General features: G+C 72.6%; 22 protein-coding genes. 9 read left to right on the forward strand and 13 right to left on the reverse strand.

The features are described from left to right. Positions 1-2 precede the first annotated feature (2 nt). Entirely contained in the window at positions 3-284 is a 282-nt protein-coding gene (locus tag FH969_RS09400) for an Lrp/AsnC family transcriptional regulator (RefSeq protein ID WP_108717551.1), read from the forward strand. Between the two features lie 4 nt (positions 285-288). On the opposite strand, the gene trpD is transcribed toward FH969_RS09400, so the two are convergent. Together trpD and FH969_RS09410 are read right to left on the reverse strand one after the other, a co-directional pair. Next, positions 289-1,338 carry an anthranilate phosphoribosyltransferase gene (trpD, locus tag FH969_RS09405; RefSeq protein ID WP_108717552.1) on the reverse strand — a complete coding sequence of 350 codons (1,050 nt, stop codon included), beginning with the start codon at positions 1,336-1,338 and terminating at the stop codon, positions 289-291. Beyond that, a complete protein-coding gene (locus FH969_RS09410) occupies positions 1,335-1,829 on the reverse strand; it encodes a response regulator transcription factor (RefSeq protein WP_234417658.1) in 495 nt (164 codons plus the stop codon). The genes trpD and FH969_RS09410 overlap by 4 nt, the downstream gene beginning before the upstream one ends. Positions 1,830-2,018: 189 nt before the next feature. Here FH969_RS09410 and ctaE point away from each other — a divergent pair, with 189 nt between their 5' ends. The 5 genes from ctaE to FH969_RS09435 all read left to right on the forward strand — a co-directional run bounded on the left by ctaE (position 2,019) and on the right by FH969_RS09435 (position 7,062). Then, complete coding sequence (gene ctaE / locus FH969_RS09415; RefSeq protein WP_234417659.1) at positions 2,019-2,654, forward strand: aa3-type cytochrome oxidase subunit III; 636 nt, start codon at positions 2,019-2,021, stop codon at positions 2,652-2,654. 58 nt (positions 2,655-2,712) lie between these two features. Beyond that, complete coding sequence (gene qcrC / locus FH969_RS09420) at positions 2,713-3,501, forward strand: cytochrome bc1 complex diheme cytochrome c subunit (RefSeq protein WP_139987069.1); 789 nt, start codon at positions 2,713-2,715, stop codon at positions 3,499-3,501. Beyond that, positions 3,498-4,580, forward strand: coding sequence for a cytochrome bc1 complex Rieske iron-sulfur subunit (gene qcrA / locus FH969_RS09425; RefSeq protein ID WP_139987058.1), 1,083 nt, complete (start codon positions 3,498-3,500; stop codon positions 4,578-4,580). The genes qcrC and qcrA overlap by 4 nt, the downstream gene beginning before the upstream one ends. A 2-nt stretch (positions 4,581-4,582) precedes the next feature. After that, positions 4,583-6,295 carry a cytochrome bc1 complex cytochrome b subunit gene (qcrB, locus tag FH969_RS09430; RefSeq protein ID WP_139987059.1) on the forward strand — a complete coding sequence of 571 codons (1,713 nt, stop codon included), beginning with the start codon at positions 4,583-4,585 and terminating at the stop codon, positions 6,293-6,295. Positions 6,296-6,435: 140 nt separating this feature from the next. Further along, positions 6,436-7,062, forward strand: coding sequence for a superoxide dismutase (locus FH969_RS09435; protein ID WP_139987060.1), 627 nt, complete (start codon positions 6,436-6,438; stop codon positions 7,060-7,062). A gap of 105 nt (positions 7,063-7,167) precedes the next feature. Here FH969_RS09435 and FH969_RS09440 read toward each other — a convergent pair whose 3' ends face one another. From FH969_RS09440 to FH969_RS09475, 8 genes are all read right to left on the reverse strand, one after another. After that, entirely contained in the window at positions 7,168-7,746 is a 579-nt protein-coding gene (locus tag FH969_RS09440) for a beta-class carbonic anhydrase (RefSeq protein ID WP_139987061.1), read from the reverse strand. A gap of 138 nt (positions 7,747-7,884) precedes the next feature. Continuing rightward, the gene (locus FH969_RS09445; RefSeq protein WP_313557208.1) at positions 7,885-8,349 is read right to left on the reverse strand and encodes a cytochrome c oxidase subunit 4; all 465 of its coding nucleotides are present in this window, start codon (positions 8,347-8,349) and stop codon (positions 7,885-7,887) included. Continuing rightward, positions 8,346-10,160, reverse strand: a complete 1,815-nt coding sequence (ctaD, locus tag FH969_RS09450) for an aa3-type cytochrome oxidase subunit I (RefSeq protein ID WP_108717556.1) — start codon at positions 10,158-10,160, stop codon at positions 8,346-8,348. The genes FH969_RS09445 and ctaD overlap by 4 nt, the downstream gene beginning before the upstream one ends. Next, a complete protein-coding gene (gene ctaC, locus FH969_RS09455; RefSeq protein ID WP_108717557.1) occupies positions 10,160-11,023 on the reverse strand; it encodes an aa3-type cytochrome oxidase subunit II in 864 nt (287 codons plus the stop codon). The genes ctaD and ctaC overlap by 1 nt, the downstream gene beginning before the upstream one ends. Before the next feature lie 203 nt (positions 11,024-11,226). Then, entirely contained in the window at positions 11,227-12,219 is a 993-nt protein-coding gene (locus tag FH969_RS16045; RefSeq protein ID WP_180359742.1) for an FKBP-type peptidyl-prolyl cis-trans isomerase, read from the reverse strand. Positions 12,220-12,369: 150 nt separating this feature from the next. After that, positions 12,370-12,753, reverse strand: coding sequence for an iron-sulfur cluster insertion protein ErpA (erpA, locus tag FH969_RS09465; RefSeq protein WP_108717559.1), 384 nt, complete (start codon positions 12,751-12,753; stop codon positions 12,370-12,372). 200 nt (positions 12,754-12,953) lie between these two features. Further along, a complete protein-coding gene (locus tag FH969_RS09470) occupies positions 12,954-14,108 on the reverse strand; it encodes a glycerate kinase (protein ID WP_139987063.1) in 1,155 nt (384 codons plus the stop codon). Further along, positions 14,096-15,502, reverse strand: a complete 1,407-nt coding sequence (locus FH969_RS09475) for a M20/M25/M40 family metallo-hydrolase (RefSeq protein WP_281285362.1) — start codon at positions 15,500-15,502, stop codon at positions 14,096-14,098. Before FH969_RS09475 ends, FH969_RS09470 begins: the two co-directional genes overlap by 13 nt. Positions 15,503-15,537: 35 nt before the next feature. Between FH969_RS09475 and FH969_RS09480 the strand changes: the two genes are divergently transcribed. Beyond that, positions 15,538-16,251 (forward strand): DUF3043 domain-containing protein, encoded by a 714-nt coding sequence (locus tag FH969_RS09480; protein ID WP_246071830.1) that lies wholly within the window; start codon positions 15,538-15,540, stop codon positions 16,249-16,251. Between the two features lie 90 nt (positions 16,252-16,341). On the opposite strand, the gene FH969_RS09485 is transcribed toward FH969_RS09480, so the two are convergent. From FH969_RS09485 to FH969_RS15260, 3 genes are read right to left on the reverse strand one after another with little or no spacing between them, the layout of a single operon-like run. Next, positions 16,342-17,394 carry a quinone-dependent dihydroorotate dehydrogenase gene (locus FH969_RS09485; protein ID WP_139987064.1) on the reverse strand — a complete coding sequence of 351 codons (1,053 nt, stop codon included), beginning with the start codon at positions 17,392-17,394 and terminating at the stop codon, positions 16,342-16,344. Between the two features lie 10 nt (positions 17,395-17,404). Then, positions 17,405-17,842: a hypothetical protein gene (locus tag FH969_RS09490; protein WP_139987065.1), complete on the reverse strand. Its 438-nt coding sequence runs from the start codon at positions 17,840-17,842 to the stop codon at positions 17,405-17,407. After that, complete coding sequence (locus tag FH969_RS15260; RefSeq protein WP_180359743.1) at positions 17,839-18,198, reverse strand: hypothetical protein; 360 nt, start codon at positions 18,196-18,198, stop codon at positions 17,839-17,841. Before FH969_RS15260 ends, FH969_RS09490 begins: the two co-directional genes overlap by 4 nt. A gap of 39 nt (positions 18,199-18,237) precedes the next feature. On the opposite strand from FH969_RS15260, the gene FH969_RS09500 reads away from it, so the two are divergent. Next, positions 18,238-19,713, forward strand: coding sequence for a leucyl aminopeptidase (locus FH969_RS09500; protein ID WP_139987066.1), 1,476 nt, complete (start codon positions 18,238-18,240; stop codon positions 19,711-19,713). A gap of 196 nt (positions 19,714-19,909) precedes the next feature. Next, on the forward strand, positions 19,910-20,409 hold a 500-nt coding region (locus FH969_RS09505), incomplete at its 3' end, for a biotin/lipoyl-containing protein (RefSeq protein ID WP_342777009.1).

Consider the following 20,409-nt stretch of genomic DNA (forward strand, 5'->3'; position numbering starts at 1 on the left):
GCATGTTCACCGCCATCGCCCTCATCGACGCCGACGTCGCCCGCGTACCGGAGGTCTGCGAGGGGGTGGCCGCGCTCGACGGGGTGAGCGAGGTGTACTCGGTGACCGGGGACGTCGACCTCGTCGCGATCGTCCGGGTCCGCCGGCACGAGGACCTCGCCGACGTCATCGCGAACCGGATCGGCAAGGTCCCGGGCGTGACCGGCACCCGCACGTACATCGCGTTCCAGGCCTACTCCCGGCACGACCTCGAGGAGGCGTTCGCGCTCGGGATCGAGGACTAGCGCCTCACGCGTTCGAGGCGGCGATCCAGCGTTCGAGGACGTCCGCCGCTGACCCGGAGTCCAGGGAGCGCTCGGCCACCGCGATCGCGCGACGCACGCGGTCGAGGAACGTCCCCTCGCCGGCGAGCGAACCCTCGGCCGTGATCGCGGCCGCCGCACCGAGCACGACGGCGTCGCGCACCGCGCCCCGTCCGCCCGCCAGGACGTCGCGCACCACCCGGGCGTTCGCCGTCGCGTCTCCCCCGCGCAGATCCTGCAGCGTCGCGGGTGCGAGGCCGAACGCCGCCGTCGCGTCCACCGTGTGCTGGACGCAGCGGCCGCCGCCGATCTCCCAGACGTCGACCGGCGCCGTCGTGGCCCACTCGTCCAGGCCGTCCTGGGAGCGGTAGAGCACGACGTCGTCGCCCCGGCCCGCGAAGACGCCCGCCATGAGCGGGGCCATCGCGGCGTTCGCGACGCCGATCGCGCCCGCCCGCGGACGCGCCGGGTTCGTCAGCGGACCGAGCACGTTGAACGCCGTGGGGATGCCCAGCTCCCGCCGGGTGGGACCGGCGTGCCGCATCGACGGGTGGAACACCGTCGCGAACGCGAACGTGATCCCGACCTCGCCGGCCAGCTCCGCCACGCGGTCCGGGGCGAGGTCGAGGCGCACGCCGAGCGCCTCGAGGACGTCCGCGGCACCCGACGCGGAGGACGCCGCCCGGTTGCCGTGCTTGACGACCGTGAGGCCGGCTCCCGCCGTGACGATCGACGCCATCGTCGAGATGTTCACGCTGTGGTGCCGGTCGCCGCCGGTGCCGACGAGGTCCACGACCCGGCCGGTCACCGCGAGCGGCACCGAGGCGGCGACCATCGCGTCGGCGAAACCGGTGAGCTCCTCGACCGTCTCGCCCTTCGCGGCCATCGCCACCAGGAGGCCCGCGACGACCGACGGCGGGGCCTCCCCCGCCATGACGCGGTCCATCGCCCAGCGCGCCTCGGGCGCGGTGAGGTCCTGCCCCGCGACGAGGCGGCGCAGCAGGTCGGGGAACGTGGGTGCGGACGGCGCCGTCACGGGTGCGTGGGGGTCGGGACGTCGCTCGGTACCCCGCGCAGGAGGGCCGCGACCGTGTCGGCCACGGCGGCCGGGCGCAGCGGGAACGGCACGATCCCGTCCGCCTGCGACCACGCCGCGATCCAGGCGTCCTGCGGGCGTGCGACGAGCAGGAGGACGGGCGGCACGTCGAAGAACCGTTCCTTCACCTCCCGCGCGAGGCCGAAGCCGCCCACCTTGGCGGCCTCGCCGTCGAGCACGAGCAGGGCGTTGCCGCCCGCCGCGACCTCCGTCAGCAGCGTCTCGGGCGTCGCGACCTCGACCCACTCGATGAAGGGGGTGTCCCTCGACGCTCTGCGCCCGACGGCGCGGCGCACCGCGGCGCGGGTCTCGACGTCGTCGCTGTAGAGCACCACGCGGGCGCGGGCGGCGGACGGGGCCGGTGCGGAGCCTCGCTCCACGACGCCCGTTCCGGGGGCGTCGGCCGCGGGCTGAGGCAGGTGTGACGTCATGCCCCGATGCTAGTGCGGCACCACCCCACCCCACCCCGCACACCGTTTTCTTACACGCCGCACGGCGGCGTCAGATCACCCGCCTCGACGCCTTACGCCCGGCCCCCCGTGAGGCCCGTTTCCGGCGCAAACACGCCGGTCACCGCCGGGCGGCGGGGGCGGGAGGCGACAGTTCGCCATAATGAGCGCGTGTCCACTCATGCCGTCGCCCCCAGCGCCCACGTGAGCGTCGACCGGCCGAACATGACCCAGGTCGGCACCATCGTGTGGCTGTCGAGCGAGCTCATGTTCTTCGCGGGAATGTTCGCGATCTACTTCACCCACCGCGCCGTGGCCGGACCCGAGGTCTGGGCCGAGAGCACGTCGAAGCTGAACATGCCGTTCGTCATCACCAACACCGCGATCCTCGTGCTGTCCTCGGTCACGTGCCAGATCGGCGTCAACGCCGCCGAGCACCTGCGCCAGCGCCGCACCGGGAGCCTGCTGGACGTCCGCGGCTGGGGTATGCAGGAGTGGTACACCCTGACGTTCCTCATGGGCGCGGTGTTCGTGGCCGGTCAGGTGACGGAGTACGCCGAGCTCGTGCACGAGGGCATCACGATCGCCAACTCGACGTGGGGCACCGTCTTCTTCCTCACCACCGGCTTCCACGGCCTGCACGTGATCGGCGGGCTGATCGCCTTCCTGTTCGTGCTCGGGTCCTCGTTCGTCGCCGGCCGCTTCACGCACCTCGAGGCGACCCGCGCCGTCGTGACGTCGTACTACTGGCACTTCGTCGACGTCGTCTGGATCGCCCTCTTCTTCGTCATCTACTTCCTGAGGTGAGGGCCGTGACGACCGTTCCCGCCCCCCGCTCCCGACCTGGAAACGAGGACTCGACGTGGTGAAGGCCCTCGCCGGCGCACGACGAAGCCGGTTCGCCCCGGTGCTGCTCATGCTGCTCGCGCTGCTCGCCGTCGGCGGGGTGTACGCGATCGCCGCGCCGACCCCCGCCGCGGCGGACACGAGCTCCCCCGACCAGATCGCCGAGGGCCAGAAGCTCTTCCAGGCCAACTGCGCGTCGTGCCACGGCATGTCCGCCGAGGGCCGCGACGGCATCGCCCCGTCCCTGATCGGCGTCGGCTCCGCCGCGGTGCACTTCCAGGTCAGCACCGGGCGCATGCCGATGGCCGCCTCGGCGCCGCAGGCCCCGGCGAAGCCGCCCCAGTTCACCGCGGCGCAGACGAAGGCGCTGGCCGCCTGGGTCGCCACGCTCGGCCCCGGTCCGTCCAGCCCGACCGCGGAGCAGGTCGACGCCTCCCTCGGTGACGCCGCGAACGGCATGCTCGTCTTCCGCACCAACTGCGCGATGTGCCACAACGCCATCGGTGCCGGAGGTGCGCTGAGCCAGGGCAAGTTCGCCCCGTCCCTCTTCCACACCACGCCCCAGCAGATCTACGAGGCCATGCTCACCGGCCCGCAGTCGATGCCCGTCTTCAACGACGCGAACATCACGCCCGAGGCTAAGCGCGACGTCATCGCGTTCCTCATGGAGCAGCGCGCGGACAACGCCAGCCCCGGCGGCGCGAACCTCGGCGCGATCGGGCCGGTGTCGGAGGGCATGTGGGTCTGGATCGTCGGCATGGGCGCGCTGATTGCCGCCGCAGTGTGGATCGGAGCGAAGTCCTCATGAGCAGCACCACGGGGAAGGACCTGACCACGGGCGAGCACGGCACCGCCGGCTCGCTCGTCAACGACCCCCTCGCCGTCGGCGAGTCCGCCGAGGCCTTCGAGAACCCGGGCCTCCCGGAGCACCGGCACCGCCTCTCGGACGCCTCTCCGGCCGGCGCGAAGAAGGTCGAGCGCCAGGTGGCGCTCATCTTCGGACTCTCGATGCTTGCCTCGATCGTGGGTGTGTGGGGGTACTTCGCGTTCCCCATGGACGCGACGCTCGGCAACGTCCGCTACTCCACGCTCTCGATCGGCCTCGGCCTCGGCCTCGGCATGCTCGGGATCGGCGTCGCCGCCATCCACTGGGCGAAGGCGCTGATGTCCGACGTCGAGCAGGTCGACGAGCGGCACGCGCAGCGCAGCGACGACCAGACCCGGACCGACGCCGTCCAGCTCCTCAAGGACGGCGCGCAGGACTCGCAGATCGGTCGCCGCCCGCTGCTCAAGGGCGCGCTCGTCGGTGCCGTCGCCCTGGCCCCGCTGGCGTTCGTGGTGCCCCTGGTGGGCAACCTCGGCGGCACCTGGAACGTCAACGCCATGCGGCACACGATGTGGCGGCAGGGCACACGCCTGGCCCGCGACCCCGACGGTGCGCTGATCCGTCCCGAGCAGGTCACGATCGGGTCCGTCTGGCACGTGATCCCCGACGGGCTCAACGAGTCCGAGCACATGCTCGAGGAGAAGGCCAAGGCCATCGTGCTCCTCGTGCGGCTCGACCCGAGCGAGCTCAAGGTGCAGCCCGGCCGGGAGGACTGGTCCTGGCAGGGCATCGTGGCGTACTCCAAGGTCTGCACCCACGTGGGCTGCCCCGTGGCGCTCTACGAGCAGCAGACCCACCATCTGCTCTGTCCCTGCCACCAGTCCACCTTCGACATCACGGACGGCGCCAAGGTGGTCTTCGGACCCGCCAAGCGCGCCCTGCCGCAGCTGCCGATCACGGTCGACGACGAGGGCTACCTCGTCGCCCAGAGCGACTTCCACGAGGCGGTCGGACCGTCCACCTGGGAGCGTCAGCGCCCGATCCGCGGGGAGGACTACTGAGCATGGCTTCCGCACCCACGACCCCCGCCGCGAAGCTCGCCGCCGGCACCGGTGACTTCTTCGACACGCGCATCGGCGCGGGCAAGCTTGTCAAGGAGTTCGCCCGCAAGGTGTTCCCCGACCACTGGTCGTTCATGCTCGGGGAGATCGCGCTCTACAGCTTCATCGTCCTGCTGCTCACGGGCACCTTCCTGGCGGTGTTCTTCGTCCCGAGCATGACCGAGGTGCACTACCCCGAGGACGCGCTCCCGGTCACGATGCGCGGCGTCGAGATGTCCGAGGCGTTCGCCTCCACGCTGCACCTGTCGTTCCACGTGCGCGGCGGCCTGCTGATGCGGCAGATCCACCACTGGGCGGCGCTGCTGTTCATGGCGTCGATCGTGACGCACATGATGCGCATCTTCTTCACCGGCGCGTTCCGCAAGCCCCGCGAGCTGAACTGGGTCGTCGGCTTCACGCTGATGATCCTCGGCCTCCTGGCCGGGTTCACGGGCTACTCGCTCCCGGACGACGTCCTCTCGGGCAACGGACTGCGGATCGCCGACGGCGTGGCCAAGGGCATCCCGATCATCGGCTCCTACGTCTCGTTCCTGCTCTTCGGCGGCGAGTTCCCCGGAACCGTGATCATCCCCCGCCTCTTCACGGCGCACATCCTGCTCGTGCCCGGTCTCATCCTGGCGCTCGTCGCGGTGCACCTGATCCTCGTGGTCGTGCACAAGCACACCCAGTACCCCGGGCCGGGCCGGACGAACCGCAACGTGGTGGGCTACCCGCTCTTCCCGGTGTACATGGCCAAGGCCGGCGGGTTCTTCTTCGTCGTGTTCGGCGTCCTCGCGATCATGGGCGCGACGCTCTCGATCAACAGCATCTGGAACTACGGGCCGTACGACCCCTCCCCGGTGTCCGCCGGGGCCCAGCCCGACTGGTACATGCTGTTCCTCGAGGGTGCACTGCGCCTCATGCCGGGCCAGACGGAGTTCGTCACGTGGGGCGGCTACACCGTCTCGCTCAACATCCTCGTGCCCGGCGTGGTCGTCCCGGGGATCCTGTTCACGTCGTTGGCCGTGTACCCGTTCCTCGAGCAGTGGGCCAGCGGCGACAAGCGTGAGCACCACCTCCTCGACCGGCCGCGCAACGTCCCGACCCGCACCGGGGTCGGCGTCGCGATCCTCACCGCGTTCATCATCCTGGCGCTGGCGGGCTCGAACGACATCATCGCGACCCACTTCCACCTCTCGATCAACGAGATCACCTGGGTGTTCCGGGTGCTGTTCCTCGTGGGTCCCTTCATCGCCTTCATGGTGACGAAGCGCATGTGCCTCGCCCTCCAGCGGCGTGACCGTGAGCTCGTGCTGCACGGGTACGAGACGGGCCGCGTGGTGCGCTTCGCGTCCGGGGAGTACATCGAGGTGCACCAGCCGCTCACCGACGCCGAGCGCTGGGTTCTCGTCCAGCACGAGCCCGCGCGCCCGCTCGAGATCGGGTCGGCCGAGAACGAGCGCGGCGTCGCCCGTCCAGGCTACAAGAAGCTGCAGCGACGCCAGAAGGTGTCGAACTTCTTCTTCGCCGACCGGGTGGAACCGGTGACGCCCGCCGAGCTGGCGCACGCTCACGACTCCCACGGCGCGTCCGCCGTCGAGGGCGCGGACGACCACGCCTCGCTGGCGCGGCCCGAGCGGGAGTCCCTCGAGGCCGGGAGCGGCGCGCAGCACTGAGCCTCCGGCTCGCCCGGATCCGACCAACGGACGAGATGCGGCCCCCCTCGCGGAAGGCGAGGGGGGCCGCGTACGTTGGACCGATGGAGGACCCCCGCGCACCTGGTACGGGGCACGATCACATGTCAGGAGAGGACAGCATGCCCGTCTACACCCTTCCCGAGCTCCCCTACGACTACGCGGCTCTGGAGCCGCACATCTCGGGCAAGATCATGGAGCTCCACCACGACAAGCACCACCAGGCCTACGTGACCGGGGCCAACACGGCGCTGGAGAAGCTCGCCGAGGCCCGGGGCGCCGACGACCTGGCGGCCGTCAACCTGCACTCCAAGAACCTCGCGTTCAACCTGGGCGGTCACGTCAACCACACGGTGTTCTGGAACAACCTGTCTCCCGACGGCGGCGAGCCGACCGGTGAGCTCCTCGCCGCGCTCGAGGACGCGTTCGGCGGCGTCGAGGCGTTCAAGAAGCACTTCACGGCCGTGGCGGCGGGCGTTCAGGGCTCCGGCTGGGCCGTCCTGGCCTACGACACGATCGGCGCCAAGCCGGTCATCGTGCAGCTCTACGACCAGCAGGGCAACCTCGCTCTCGGTCTCGTGCCGCTCCTCATGCTCGACGTCTGGGAGCACGCGTACTACCTCGACTACCTCAACGTGCGCGCCGACTACATCAAGGCGTTCTGGAACATCGTGAACTGGAGCGACGTCGCGGAGCGCCTGCAGCGCGCGACGACCGCCGGCGCCTCGGGGCTCATCGTCCCGGCCTGACCCCACCCGCGGCCCGTCGTGCGCGGCGTCGCCGCTCAGCAGGGCACACGACGCCACGACGGGGCGCCCCCACCGGGGGCGCCCCGTCGCGGCGTCCGAGACGGGTCAGGACGCGGCGCCGACCGCGGTCGCCTCCGCCACCTCGATCAGGCGGCCCGTCGTCACGTGGTACACGTACCCGTAGACCGGGATCCGGGCGGGCACCAGGTCGTGGTTGCGGATCCGCGCCACGTCGTCGACCACGGCCTGCTCGCGGTCCGCGATCGTCAACCAGTCGACGTCGTGACCGGCCGGCGAGCCGGGGCCCTCGCCGACGTCGACGAAACCGTTCGGGCCGAGCTCGGCGGTCTCGAGGCTGGCGTCCAGCAGGCCCGCCATGACGTCGCCCCGGAAGTACTCCATGCCGCAGTCCGTGTGGTGGACGACGAACCACTCCTGCGTGCCGAGGAGCTTGTAGGAGATGACGAGGGAGCGGATCGCGTCGTCGGAGGCCCGGCCCCCGGCGTTGCGGATGACGTGGGCGTCGCCCTCGGCGAGACCCGCGTACCGCGCCGGGTCCAGGCGCGCGTCCATGCACGTGAGGATCGCGAAGCGGCGGGCGGGGGGCAGGGCGAGCGAACCGCGCTCGCCGAAGTCGGCGGCGTGGGCCGCGTTCGCGGCGAGCACCTCAGGCAGGACGGACATCGCGGGCTCCTCTCGGACGACGGCGCCTGATGGCTCACCCAGCCTGGACCAGCGCCGCCCCGCGCGCCAGGGGTCAGACGCGAGAAGGGGCGCCCGGTACGGGCGCCCCTTCTCGCGAGATCGTCTCCGAGCGGTCCGTCAGTGCGCGTGCTGCCCGCGGGAGTGCTCGAACAGCAGGCCGACCAGGCCGATGAGGCCCACGACGGCACCGATGACGCACACCCACCAGCCCACGGCCACGCCGAGGAACAGCACGGCGGCGCCGCACGCCAGCACGAACGGCCACCAGGAGTGCGGCGAGAACTCGCCGTACTCCCCCGCGGCCGACTCGACCGTCCCGAGCGGGTCGTCCTCGGGCCGGGCGTCGATCCGCCGCCCGGTCGCGAACAGGAAGAAGGCGACGAGGCCCGCGAGCCCGGCGAGGAGCAGGATCGCGACGGACCCGACCGGCTCGAAGTCCGTCAGCACGATGTACACGACGCCGACGAGGATGAAGAACGGCACCAGCGCGCCGAAGACGACGGTCTCGACGAACAGCGGGGGGCGCGTCCGGCGGGACGGCTCGACGTGGCGGTCTGGGCCGCCGGTGTGCTGCGCGGTCACGCGTGGTCACCCTTCCGGTTCTCGTCCTCGCCCGCGGGAGAGCCGCCGGAGGTGGCCTCCTGGATCGAGCCCTGCATGTCGGCGTTGCCGTACACCTGGTCGAGGAAGCCGGGGTCGGTCTCGACGTGGTCCATCGCGGCGACCTCGGGGTGGTGCAGGTCGAACGCGGGCGACTCGGAGCGGATCCGCGGGATCGACACGAAGTTGTGCCGCGGCGGCGGGCACGACGTCGCCCACTCGAGCGACCGGCTGTAGCCCCACGGGTCGTCGACCGTGACCTGCGGCGCGTTGCGCCACGTCGTGATGACGTTCCAGATGAACGGGAGCGTCGCGGCCGCGAGGATGAAGGCGCCGACCGTCGAGATCTGGTTCTGGACCGTGATGTTGTCCTCGACGAGGTAGTCCACGTACCGGCGGGGCATGTTCTTCGCGCCGATCCAGTGCTGGATGAGGAACGTGGTGTGGAACCCGATGAACGTGAGCCAGAAGTGGATCTTGCCGAGGCGCTCGTTGAGCATCTTCCCGGTGAACTTGGGCCACCAGAAGTAGAAGCCCGCGAACATCGCGAACACCACGGTGCCGAAGACGACGTAGTGGAAGTGCGCGACGACGAAGTACGTGTCGTGCAGCTGGAAGTCGAGCGTCGGCGAGGCGAGGATGACGCCGGTCAGGCCGCCGAAGAGGAAGGTCGCGAGGAACCCGCAGGCCCACAGCATCGGCGTCTCGAACGTGAGCTTTCCGCGCCACATCGTGCCGATCCAGTTGAAGAACTTCACGCCGGTGGGCACCGCGATCAGCATCGTCATGAGCGCGAAGAACGACAGCATCACCGCGCCGGTCGTGTACATGTGGTGCGCCCACACCGTGACCGACAGGCCGGCGATGGTGAGGGTCGCGAGCACGAGCGTCTTGTACCCGAAGATCGGCTTGCGCGAGAAGACGGGGAAGATCTCCGACACGATGCCGAAGAACGGCAGCGCGAGGATGTACACCTCGGGGTGGCCGAAGAACCAGAAGAGGTGCTGCCAGAGCATCGCGCCGCCGGACGCCGGGTCGAACACCAGCGCGTCGAGCCGCCGGTCGGCCAGCAGCCCGAAGTACGCCGCCGTCAGCACCGGGAACGCCATGAGCGCGAGGACCGACGTGATGAGCACGTTCCACGTGAAGATCGGCATCCGGAACATCGTCATGCCGGGTGCGCGCATGCAGATGATCGTCGTGATGAAGTTGACCGAGCCGAAGATCGTCGAGAAGCCCGTGAGGCCGAACCCGACGAGCCACAGGTCCGCGCCGAGGCCGGGCGAGAACGTCTCCGAGGCGAGCGGCACGTACGACGTCCAGCCGAACCCGGCCGGGCCGTCCGGCGTGAGGAACCCGCTGACGGCCAGCAGCCCGCCGAACAGGTACAGGAAGTACGCGAACTGGTTCAGCCGCGGGAACGCCACGTCGGGCGCGCCGATCTGCAGCGGCGCCAGCACGTTCGCGAAACCCGCGAACAGGGGCGTCGCGAACAGCAGCAGCATGATGCCGCCGTGCATCGTGAAGAACTGGTTGTACTGCTCGGCGCTCGTGAAGAGCTGGCGTCCGGGCGAGAAGAGCTCCGCGCGGATCGCGAGGGCGAGCAGGCCGCCGATGCAGAAGAACGTGAACGACGTGACCAGGTACATGTACCCGATGGTCTTGTGGTCGGTGGAGGTGATCCACGCCACGATCGCGTTGCCCCGCCGCTGGCGCGACGGCGCCAGACCCGGGACGGTCGCGACCGGGGCGCGCGGCGGGGAGTCGATCTGCTGGATCTCGTCGATGGCCATCAGCCCTCGCCCTCCTCGCTCGGCACGTTCGCCTGGTCCGTGTCGTACTCCGGCCCGAGCAGCCCGGTGTTGCCGGCCTCGCGGTACTCCGCCATCTTCTCCTCGAACTCCTCGGGAGTCACGACCTCGACGTTGAAGAGCATCGACGCGTGGTACTCCCCGCACAGCTCGGCGCACTTGCCCTCGAACGTGCCCAGCTCCTGCGGCACGATCTGGAACGCGTTGGTGCGGCCGGCGATCATGTCGAGCTTCATCAGGAAGCCCGGGACCCAGAACGCGTGGTTGACGTCGCGGGTGCGCAGCGAGATCTCGACGTTCTCACCCTGCGGCAGGTACAGCGTGGGGAGCGTCTCGGCGACGCCCTCCTGGCCGGTCAGCACGACCTGGGTGCCGGAGTAGTGCACGTCCGCGTCGGTGTAGTTGAAGTCCCAGCTCCACCGCTTGCCGACGACCTCGATGTGCACGTCCGGCTCCGCGCTCGTGTCGACGATCTCGCCCATCGAGCGCGACGTGAACGCGAACAGCACGCCGATCATGACGATCGGCACGAACGTGTACATCAGCTCCAGCGGCACGTGGTAGCGCAGCTGCACGGGGAGCTCGTTGTCCCCCTTGCGCTTGCGGTACACGACGATGCACCACAGCAGCAGCCCCCACACGAGCACACCGACCGCAAGCGCGGCGATCCACGCGTTGTTCCACAGCGAGATCACCGTGTCGGTGTGGTTGGTCGCGCCGGGGGCCTGCTCGGGCAGGAAGCCGCGCTGGACGATGTCGGAGCAGCCGGACAGGCCGAGTGCGGTCACGGCAGCGAGGGCCGCGACGACTACCTTCCGGCGTGGGCGGTGGGGCGATGTCGACACGTCGTCACCATAGCGGGACCTTCGTCCCAGGCGCCGCTCCGCCGCGGAATGTCACCGTTCGCGGGTGGTACGAGAAGGGTCCCGCGACGCCGTCACGACGTCGCGGGACCCTGCCGTCAGGAAACGACGGCGCCGCTCGAGGACCCGGCCGGAGACCGGGTCGAGAGCCGGTCCGGGACGCCCGTCCCGGGACCGGCTGAGGATCAGGAGCCGACCGTGCCCACGACGTCGACCACGACGGCGAGCGCCGCCGACTCGGTGGACGCGTCCGCGGGGAGCAGCAGCAGCACGCGCGAGCCGACCGGCACGCCCACGAGCGGCGCGAACGGGGAACCCTCGGAGACGGCCGCGGACTGCATGCCGTACCCGCCGAGCGAGGGCCAGGACGTCTCGAAGTCCGCGTTGTCCCAGGTGGTCAGCGTGTACTGGACGATCACCTGGTCCTCGGCGGCCACCGGGTCGCCGGTGCCGGTCGCGAGCACCGTGGCGGCGCTCTCGGTCGGCTCGGTGGCGCCGTCGGCCACCGTGACCTTCGCGATGGGTGCGCCGAGGTCGCCGTCGACCGTCACGGGCACGTCCGCGTCGGTGGGCGTGGCGTCGGCCTGGCCGGTGGACTCGGCCCCGTACGCGTCGACGACGTCGACGACGAACACGATCGTGTCGCCGGCCGCGATGGAGCCGTCGCTGCTCCCGGTGTCGCCGTAGCCGAGGTCGGACGGGATGGTGAGCAGCACGCGGGAGCCGACGGTCTGCCCGACGAGGCCGGTGGACCAGCCCTCGATCACGCCGTCGAGCGAGAAGCCGCTCGGCGCGCCACGGTCGTAGGAGTTGTCGAAGACGTCGCCGTTCCAGACCTGGCCGAGGTAGTTCGCCACGACGAAGTCCCCGGCCTCGATCGTGGCCCCGTCGCCGGCGCTGGCCGTCTGCACCTGCAGGCCCTCGGGGGCGGCGTCGGCGCTGAACGTGAGGGTCGGCTTCTCGCCGAACGCGCCCGAGGCCTCGAAGCCGACGTCGCTGCCGGCGATCACGGCGGCGTCGGTCGCGGCGTCACCCGCGGACGCGTCGGCGGAGGCGGTGGCGTCGGCGGAACCGGTGGCGGACTCCGTGCTCGAGTCGGACGAGCACCCCGCGAGGGCGAGCGCGCCGACGAGCAGCGCGGCGGGCAGGACGGCGGGCAGGGCAAGGCGATGACGCACGGAACTCCTCAGGTGGTGTCTGGTCTGCACTCTGGATAGCAAGGCAGCCTGGACGCCACCTGTGAGAACGCCCGCGGTGGCCTGAGCCACCGCGGGCGCGAGAACGGGGATCGGCGGCCCGGCGGGGCCGTCGGCGCCGTCAGGGACCCGTCAGTGGAACGAGTCGCCGCAGGCGCAGGAACCGGCGGCGTTCGGGTTGTCGATCGTGAAGCCCTGCTTCGCGATCGTGTCGGCGAAGTCGATCGTGGCGCCGGCGAGGTAGGGGACGCTCATCCGGTCCACGACGACCTCGACGCCGTCGAAGTCGACGACGGCGTCACCGTCGAGCAGGCGCTCGTCGAAGTACAGCTGGTAGATGAGGCCCGAGCAGCCGCCGGGCTGGACGGCGACGCGCAGCCGAAGGTCGTCGCGGCCCTCCTGCTCCAGGAGCGAGCGCACCTTGGACGCCGCGACGTCCGTGAGGGTGACCTCGTGCGTGGGGTCCGCCTGCTGCGTCTGCTCGGCCGGGGTCGTGCCCGCCAGGGTGTCGGTCATCGGTGCTCCTGCTCGGTGGTCGGGCTGCCGGACGGGCAGCGCTCGGGGTGGGTCGCGCACGAGCCGGTCGAGGGGCTGTCGCGCACGGGTCGGGCGTCGGTCCTGCCCCTACGGTACGCCCGGTGCGCCGATCCCCGCCGTGACGTTCGCCCCAGGCGTGGCCGAGCTCGCCGTCGAGCGGACCGAGCGGGCGCGCCGCCTCACCACCGCCAGGCCGCGGCGTGCTTGCGCCCCGCGACCGTCAGCCCCTCGGCGGTTCCCTCGACGTGCCCGGTGGCGCTGATCCCGAACGGCGCCGCGCCGCGCCGCGACAGCACACCCGTGCGGCCGAGCGCGAGGAGCGCGACGCCGTCGCGCGCCGCCGCCGCGGCGACCGCACCGAGGACCCCGGTGTCCGCCTCGACCGGGTCCACCCGGTCGGCCAGCACGACGGCGAGCTCGGCCTCGCGCGCTCGCGCCGGGACACCGGTCTCGGCCGCGACGAAGGCGGCGCCCGGGACGACCCGCCCGCCGAGCGCGAGCACCGCGGCGCCCAGTCCGCCACCCGAGCCGGTGCCGGCCGTCCCGGCCGTCGACGACGTCGCGGACCCCGGCGCACCAGGCGCACCAGGCGCACCAGGCGCACCCGTCCCGCCCGCCGCGAGGCTGCCGCCCGCGCCGAGCAGGTCGTGCCGCGAGACCCGCTGGGCCTCGAGACCGGCGGCCAGCGGCGCGAGCCGCGCGTCCAGCGCCTGACTCTCCGCAGCGCCGACCCTCTCGCGCAGCGCCGCCGCCGCACCGCGCAGGCCGCGGACGCTCGCAGCCGTCCCCGCGGCCAGCACGAGCTCGGTCGCGCGCAGCCGGGCACGCGCCGTCGTGAGCCAGGCCGGGAGCCGGTCGAGCGCCGTCGCAGGGTCGAACGGTCCGGGCGGCGCGTCGGCGAGGGCGGCCAGCAGGCCCGCTCCGAGATCCAGCGTGGCGGCGTCGCCCGCCCCTACCACGACGCGGCGCACGCCGGCGTCGGCGGCGCGCGCGACGATCTGCCCCACCCCGTAGGACGTCCCGGTCCACGAGGTCGTCGCCCGCGCGAGCGGCGGGTCGAGCACGTCACCGGCCTGGACGTAGGCGGTGCCCGCGACCAGCAGGACGACGACCGGGTGCTCGTGCTCGCCGTCGGCGGCGACGACGGTCTCGACCTCGCGCGACCCGCCGTGCACGGCCTCGACCGCGTCGAGCAGGTCGTGCGCGCCGCTCGAGCACACCGCGAGGTCGAGCAGTGCGTCGGGGTTGCCCGAGCGCCAGCCCGCGGCGAACGCGTCGAGGGCGCCGCGCGCGGGCAGCGAGCCGACGCGCGCGGCGGCGATCAGGACGCGCACCCGGCCCCGAGCGCGGCGAGCAGCAGCGCCTCGGCCACGACGACGTGCCGCAGCTCGCCCAGGTGGACCGACTCGTCGGCCCCGTGCGCCCGCGAGTCGGGGTCCTCCACGCCCGTCACGAGGATCGTGGCGTCGGGCGCGAGGCGCAGCAGGTCGGCGATGAACGGGATCGAGCCACCCATCCCCATGTCGACCGGCGGGTGGCCCCAGGCGCGCGCGAAGGCCGCGCGGGCCGTGCGCATCGCGGGCGCGTCGTGCGGCGCGAGGAAGGCCTCGCCGCGCTCGCCCGGGGTCACCGTGAGCCGCGCGCCGAACGGTGCGTGCGCGTGCAGGTGGGCGATCAGCGCCGCCTCGGCGGCCGCGGGGTCCTGCCCGGGCGCGAGGCGGAGGCTCAGCTTGGCCGCGGCGGTGTGCCGGATGGTGTTGGAGGAGTGCGCGATCGTCGGGGCGTCGATGCCGATGACACTCAGCGCCGGACGCATCCACAGCCGGTCCGGGATCGTCCCGGTGCCGGCGAGGCGCACGCCGTCGAGCACGCCCGCCTCCGCGCGGAACATCTCCTCGGAGTAGTCCAGCGGGGCGGCCTCGCCGCGGACAAGGCCCTCGACGGCGACGCTGCCGTCCTCGTCGTGCAGCGTCGCCACGAGCCGCGCGAGCAGCGTGAGCGCGTCCAGCACCGGTCCGCCGAAGACTCCCGAGTGCACCGCGTGCTCGAGCACGTCGACGCGCACGACGAGGTCCACGAGGCCGCGCAGCGACGTCGTGAGCGCGGGGATGCCTACCTTCCAGTTCGCCGAGTCGGCGACCACGACCACGTCGGAGCGCAGGCGGTCCCCGAACGTGTCGAGGAACGCGGTGAACGACGGCGAGCCCACCTCCTCCTCGCCCTCGACGAACACGGTGACCCCGACCGGCCACGCGTCCGCGAACACCGCGGCTAGCGCGCGCAGCGCGCCGACGTGTGCCATGACACCCGCCTTGTCGTCGGCGGCGCCCCGCCCGAACAGCCGGTCCCCGCGACGGGACGGCTCGAACGGCTCGGTGGTCCAGCCCTCGCCCGGCGGCTGGACGTCGTGGTGGGCGTACAGCAGGACGGTGGGTGCGCCGTCGGGCCCGGGTCGGTGGGCGACGACGGCGGGCGCGCCGCCCGGCATCCGCAGCACCTCGACCTGGGGCAGGCCGGCGCCGCGCAGCAGGTCCGCGACGGCGGACGCGCTCGCCTCGACGTGCGCCTGGTCGAACGCGGGCGCCGACACCGACGGGATGCGCACCAGCGCCTCGAGGTCGGCCCGCACGTCGTCGACGCCGGCGTCGACGGCGCGCTCGAGCGCCTCGAGGGTCTCGGTCGGGAGGGGCAGGGGCTCGGGCGTGGAAGCGTCTGGAACCGTCGTCACGCGTCGAACCTACCGGGCTCGACTACCCTGACGAGGTGTTCGGGAACAAGAAGAACGAGACGGCCGCCCCTTCGTCGACGATCGGTGCCGAGGCCGTGCAGCAGCACGAGGTCGCGGTGCCCGACGGCGTGACCCCCGTGGTCGCCCCGGCCACCGGGACGCAGGATGCCAAGGCGCCCGACAGGGGCACGAGCACCAGCGGCGCGGACGCCTCGCCCGCGGACCGCAAGGGCCGCCCGACGCCCACCCGCAAGGAGGCCGAGGCCAAGAACCGCCGGCCGCTCGTGGCCAGCGCGGGAGACCCGAAGGCGGCGCGCGCGGAGCAGCGCAAGGCCAACGCCGAGGCACGCGCCCGGATGAACGAGGCCATGAACACCGGCGACGAGCGCTACATGCCGGTCCAGCACAGGGGCGTGCAGCGCCGGTACATCCGCGACTACGTCGACGCTCGCTGGTCGCTGGGGGAGTTCTTCCTGCCGATCGCCCTGGTGTTCGTCGTGCTCACGTTCGTCGTGGGGCAGAACCCGAACGTCGCGCTGCCGCTGCTGCTGGCGATGTACCTGCTGGTGATCATCGCCGTCGTCGACTCCGTGCTCGCGGGCCTGCGCATCCGCAAGCGGCTGCGCACGAAGTTCGGCGAGGACAAGGTGCAGAAGGGCGGGGTGATGTACGCCGTCCTGCGCTCGTTCCAGATGCGCCCCACCCGCCAGCCGAAGCCGCAGGTCAAGCGCGGGGAGTTCCCCGCCTGAGACCCGGCGTCACCCGGGCATCACCCCGCGTGACCGGCGTGACGCGAGCCTGACCCGCTCTGACCCCGCGTGGGCGCAGGGCCGGCGCCGTCAGCGCGAGCCGGCCAGCTCGCGCGCCACGGCGCCCGGCCACGCCGGCCCGGAGTAGATGAACGCGGTGTAGGCCTGCACGACGTCGGCGCCCGCCTCGAGCATGCGGCGCACACCCGCGGCGTCGCTCACGCCGCCGACGCCGATCACGACGCGGCCGGGCAGGTGCGCGCGGACGAGCCGCACCACCTCGAGCGCACGAGCGTGCAGCGGCTCCCCCGACAGGCCGCCGGGGCCGTGGTCGTGGTCGATCGTGGTGTTCGTCGCCACGACGCCGGCGAGGTCGAGCTCGGTGACGAGCGCGCACACGTCCACCACGTCGTCCTGGGACAGGTCCGGCGCGATCTTGACCAGCACCGGCACGTGGCGGCGCGCCGCGGCGTCGGCCGCCGCCTGCACCGCCTGCAGGATCGGGCGCAGCGACGCCACCGCCTGCAGGTCCCGCAGGCCGGGGGTGTTCGGGCTGGAGACGTTGACCACGAGGTAGTCGGCGAAGCGCGCCAGCGCGCTCGCGCTCAGGGCGTAGTCCTGCGCGGCGTGCTCGGGCGGCGTCACCTTGGTCTTGCCGATGTTCACCCCGACGACGGCGGACCGGCCCGCCCGGGTGCGGCGCAGCGCCGCGAGCCGTGCGGCGACGGCCGCGCTGCCGGAGTTGTTGAAGCCCATCCGGTTCACGAGGGCGCGCTCGTCGACCAGACGCCACAGCCGGGGCCTATCGTTGCCCGGCTGCGCGTGGGCCGTCACGGTGCCGATCTCCACGTGGGAGAAGCCCAGCGCCAGCAGGCCGGGGACCATCCGGGCCTCCTTGTCGAAACCCGCTGCGGCGCCGAGCGGGGAGGACAGGTGCCGCCCGAAGAGCGTGGGTCCGGCCGGGCTGGTGCCGGTGCTGCGTCCGGTCCGGCCGACCCGGCCGAACGTCGCGGCGAGCGCGGCGCGGACGGGGGCGACCCGACCCGCGAGCTCGATGGCACGGGCCGCGCGGTGGTGGGCGACCTCGGGGTCGAGCCGCGTGAAGGCGTGCCGGAAGACGAACGTGTAGAGGGGATGGCTCACGTCCGACAACCTACTGGCGGGCGATCCGCGCCGGGTCCGAGCGCCGCAGCCACGCGAGGCCGAGGAACGGCAGCACGAGCGGGACGTACCCGTAACCCTGGCCGAAGTGCGACCACACGGTCGCCTCGGGGAAGTCCTGCGGGTGGACGAACGACCACGTGCCGACGGCGAGCACGCCGACGAGCTCGACGGCCACGGCCACCCAGGCGACGCGCCGCATCCGCACTCCGTTGTGGGCGAGGGCCACGGTCGCCACGACGTACACCAGCGCCGCGAACGCGGACAGCCCGTAGGCCAGCGGCGCCTCGGCGGCCTTCGTGAGCAGCTGGTAGGCCGAGCGCGCGGTCGCCGCGAGGGCGAGGATGCCGTACACGGCGACGAGGGCGCGGCCGGCCCCGTACGCGCGCGGCCGGTCGTCCCCGGGCTCGTGGTGGTGCTGCGTGCTCATCCCGCTCCTTGCCAGATCTGCCAGATCCTCACCTGGAGGACGACCACCACCGCGCTCGCGACGGCGAGCACCACCGAGCTCCAGCGCGTGCGCTCCACGAACGCCCACGCGAAGGCGGCCGGCAGCAGCAGGAGCTCGGTGATGAGATACCCCCACAGCAGCGCCGGATCCCCCGCGCTCGCACCGCGACCGAGGCCGACCGCGACGACGACGGCCTGGACGACCAGCCCGACCTCGACGGCGATCATCCCCGGGATCTGGTTGCCCACCACCGGGGTGTCTCGCACGGCCCGCACGCCGGCCCAGGTCCCGAGCCCGACGGCGAGCGCGCCGACGAGCACGAGCGTGAGCAGCACGCGGGTCACCCTAGCGCGGCGCGCACTACGATCGAGGGCATGTCCTCCCCCATCGTGCTCCGTTCCACCGCGCCCGAGGCCGCCGACGTCGAGGCGCTCGTCGTGCTCCTCGCCCGGGACTCGGAGTCGGGGAGCGTCAAGGGGTCGGCGCACGTGCTCGCCGCGAGCACCTCGACCGTCGCCGAGGAGCTGGCCGACGCCGTCGCCGCCCTCGGCTTGATCGGCAAGGCCGAGGAGGTCGCGACCATCCCGGCGCCCCCCGTCCTCAAGGCCGACGTCGTGGTACTCGCGGGCGTCGGGGCCGACCCCGCCGACCCGGAGGCCGTGCGGCGTGCCGTCGGCGCCGCGGTGCGGGCCACGAAGGGCCGGGCCCGGGTCGGTGTGCTGGCTCCGTCGGACGACCCCTCCGTCGTCGGCGCCGTCGCGGAGGGCGCCGCCCTCGGCGGCTACGCGTTCACCCGCTACCGGAGCACCGACCCCGAGCCCGAGGTGACCGTGCTCGTGGCCAAGGCGCGCGCGAAGGCGCTGCGCGACGTCGTCGAGCGTGCGCAGGTCGTCACCGAGGCGGTGACCGCCGTGCGCGACCTCGTGAACACCGGCCCGGGCGACCTCACGCCCGAGGCGTTCGCCGAGGCGGCGCGGCAGGCGGCCGCCGGGACCAAGGTGAAGGTGGCCTCCCTCGACCTCAAGGCGCTGCGCGCCGGGGGCTACGGCGGGATCGTCGGCGTCGGCCAGGGCTCGCCGAACGAGCCCCGCCTCGTCACCCTCTCCTACACGCCGTCGCGGCCCGCCGCGCACGTCGCGCTCGTGGGCAAGGGCATCACGTTCGACTCGGGCGGGCTCTCGCTCAAGCCACCGACCGGCATGATCACGATGAAGAGCGACATGGCCGGCGCCGCCGCCGTGCTGCACACCGTGCTGGCCGCCGCCCGGCTCGGGCTGCCCGTCCAGGTGACCGGCTTCCTCGCCCTCGCCGAGAACATGCCCTCCGGCGACGCGCAGCGTCCCGGCGACGTGCTCACGATGCGCGGCGGCAAGACGGTCGAGGTGCTCAACACCGACGCCGAGGGCCGGCTCGTGATGGCCGACGCGCTCGTCGACGCGGCCGCGCTCGAGCCGGACGCCGTGCTCGACATCGCCACGCTCACGGGGGCGCAGCTCATCGCGCTCGGCCCGCGCGTCACCGGCGTGATGGGCACGCCCGAGGTGCGTGACGCCGTCGTGGCCGCCGCCGACGCGAGCGGAGAGCAGGCGTGGGCGATGCCGCTGCCCGAGGACCTGCGCCAGGGCCTGGACTCCACGATCGCCGACCTCACGAACGTCGGTGACCGGTTCGGCGGCATGCTCACGGCCGGGCTGTTCCTGCGCGAGTTCGTCGGGGACACCCCGTGGGCGCACCTCGACATCGCGGGGCCGTCCTTCAACGAGGGCTCACCGTGGGGCTACACGCCCAAGGGGGGCACGGGGGCCGGCGTGCGCACCCTGCTCGGCTACCTGGAGTCCCGCGCGCGATGAGCGCGGTGCGTGACTCGGTCGCGGCGGGCGCCGTCGCCGACCGCGCGGCGGCGGTGTCACGTGGTCGGCATCACGTCGCCGTGGCCGGTCCCGGCCGGCCCGAGTGCCAAGATAGAGATGCGAGCCAGCAGCCCGAGGACGTGTAGCCGCCCCGCCGGGTGAGCCACCGCGATCGAGAAACGTTAGGAGACAGCACATGTCGGAGTCCGTGAAGATGCCCGCTCTCGGGGAGAGCGTGACCGAGGGCACGGTGACACGGTGGCTCAAGGCTGTCGGTGACTCGGTCGAGGTCGACGAGCCCCTGCTCGAGGTGTCCACGGACAAGGTGGACACCGAGGTCCCCTCGCCCGTCGCGGGCGTCGTCGAGAAGATCCTCGTCGAGGAGGACGAGACGGTCGAGGTCGGCACCGACCTGGCCGTGATCGGCGACGGCAGCGGCTCTGACTCGGCCGGCTCCGATGGGTCCATCCAGGCCGACGAGCCCCAGCCGGCGACGTCGGGCGCAGCCGCGGAGCCAGAGCAGGCGGAGCCCGAGGGCGCCGCGCCCTCCCCCGCCGCGCAGGCCGGTGGCAGCAGCGAGAGCGGCTCGGGTGCTGAGTCCGGTTCGGCGCCGGGTTCGGCGTCCGGGACCGAGGTGACGCTGCCCGCGCTCGGGGAGAGCGTGACCGAGGGCACCGTGACGCGCTGGCTCAAGGA

The sequence above is a fragment of the Miniimonas arenae genome (genome assembly GCF_006351005.1).
In the GTDB taxonomy this organism is placed as follows: Bacteria; Actinomycetota; Actinomycetes; order Actinomycetales; family Beutenbergiaceae; genus Miniimonas; species Miniimonas arenae.

Excerpts from the sequence above, each read along its gene's own strand:
- qcrA (WP_139987058.1), top strand. The coding sequence starts at position 3,498 with ATGAGCAGCACCACGGGGAAGGACCTGACCACGGGCGAGCACGGCACC.
- ctaD (WP_108717556.1), bottom strand. The coding sequence starts at position 10,160 with ATGGCCATCGACGAGATCCAGCAGATCGACTCCCCGCCGCGCGCCCCG.
- FH969_RS09490 (WP_139987065.1), bottom strand. The coding sequence starts at position 17,842 with ATGAGCACGCAGCACCACCACGAGCCCGGGGACGACCGGCCGCGCGCG.
- FH969_RS09400 (WP_108717551.1), top strand. The coding sequence starts at position 3 with ATGTTCACCGCCATCGCCCTCATCGACGCCGACGTCGCCCGCGTACCG.
- qcrB (WP_139987059.1), top strand. The coding sequence starts at position 4,583 with ATGGCTTCCGCACCCACGACCCCCGCCGCGAAGCTCGCCGCCGGCACC.
- FH969_RS09440 (WP_139987061.1), bottom strand. The coding sequence starts at position 7,746 with ATGTCCGTCCTGCCTGAGGTGCTCGCCGCGAACGCGGCCCACGCCGCC.
- FH969_RS09410 (WP_234417658.1), bottom strand. The coding sequence starts at position 1,829 with ATGACGTCACACCTGCCTCAGCCCGCGGCCGACGCCCCCGGAACGGGC.
- FH969_RS09500 (WP_139987066.1), top strand. The coding sequence starts at position 18,238 with ATGTCCTCCCCCATCGTGCTCCGTTCCACCGCGCCCGAGGCCGCCGAC.
- erpA (WP_108717559.1), bottom strand. The coding sequence starts at position 12,753 with ATGACCGACACCCTGGCGGGCACGACCCCGGCCGAGCAGACGCAGCAG.
- FH969_RS09435 (WP_139987060.1), top strand. The coding sequence starts at position 6,436 with ATGCCCGTCTACACCCTTCCCGAGCTCCCCTACGACTACGCGGCTCTG.